Source organism: Microbacterium sp. P2_F9 (genome assembly GCF_056403635.1).
In genome coordinates, this window is record NZ_JBFUFC010000394.1 from 1 (window position 1) to 1311 (window position 1311).

The 1311-nt window shown below is 70.7% G+C and carries 2 protein-coding genes; both read left to right on the forward strand.

All coding sequences use genetic code 11. The features are described from left to right. Positions 1–816: PHP domain-containing protein (locus tag AC1DVT_RS20285; protein ID WP_477391204.1), on the forward strand; the 816-nt coding region annotated here is incomplete at its 5' end. Further along, on the forward strand, positions 813–1311 hold a 499-nt coding region (locus AC1DVT_RS20290), incomplete at its 3' end, for a ClbS/DfsB family four-helix bundle protein (protein WP_477391206.1). The genes AC1DVT_RS20285 and AC1DVT_RS20290, both read left to right, overlap by 4 nt.

Here is a 1311-nt window from a genome sequence, read left to right on the forward strand (position 1 = left end):
GCGCTGGACGGGCGAGTGCCTACGTACCTCGCCGACCTGCGGGAACGGGCCGGTGTGCAGCAGCAGTCGACCCTCCGCGGACTGCTGCGGGGCGACCTGCACAGCCACAGCGACTGGTCGGATGGACTGACGTCGATCGACCTGATGGCTGAGGCCGGTCGCGCGCTCGGTCACGAATACCTCGCGCTCACCGACCACTCGCCGCGTCTTCGGGTTGCGAACGGACTGTCGCCGGAACGTCTGCGCGCGCAGGAGGAGCTGGTGCGTGGGCAGAGCGGCGGAGCGTTCACGCTGCTGTGGGGGATCGAGGTCGACATCCTCGAAGACGGCGCTCTCGACCAGGAGCCCGATCTGCTCGACCAGCTCGACATCGTGGTGGCCTCGGCGCACTCGAAGCTGCGGATGGAGCGCGGGCCGATGACTCGGAGGCTGGTCGCCGCGGTGTCGGACCCGCGGGTCGACGTCCTCGGGCACGTCACCGGTCGGCTCGTGGAAGGCTCCCGAGGAACCCGGCCGGCATCGACGCTCGACGCGAAGGCGGTCTTCGACGCGTGCGCGGCACATGGCGTCGCGGTCGAGATCAACTCCCGCCCGGAGCGCCAGGATCCGCCGGACGACCTCGTGGCGATCGCCTTGGACGCCGGATGCCTCTTCTCGATCGACTCGGATGCGCATGCTCCGGGGCAGCTGTCGCTGATCGACTACGGCGCGCAGCGCGCCGAACGACTCGGGGTGCCGGCGGAGCGCATCGTGACGACCTGGCCGCTCGAGCGACTCAGGGAGTGGACCGCAACACGGAAGGTGGGAAGCCGATGACGACCGACCAGCGCGATGCCCTTGCACGCGCCTGCGACGAGGAGTACGGCCTCCTGAAGGAGCTGGTGAACCGGCTGCGGGAGGAAGGCCGCCTCGACACGGCGTTCACGAACGAGGCACGAGACCGGAGCGTGCGCGACGTGCTCGCCCACCTGCACGCCTGGCACCTGCTGCTCGAGGGATGGTACGAGGACGGCATGATCGGCGGCTCGCCTGCCCTCCCGGCCGACGGCTATACCTGGCGTCAGCTCGACGCGTTGAACGTCACGCTGCGCGACCGCTCGGCGGATGCGTCGCTCGATGAACTCGAGCGGCGCCTGGAGTCCTCGCACGAGGGGCTCCGCCGGCTGGTGCTCGCCCACTCCGACGAGGACCTCTTCGACCGCGGCGCCTACCCGTGGACCCGCGGGACCGCGCTCGGCGAGCTCTGCCTCGAGTGCGGCGGCAACCACTACGCCTGGGCTCGCCGCGCGATCCTCGCGGGCATCGGCGAGG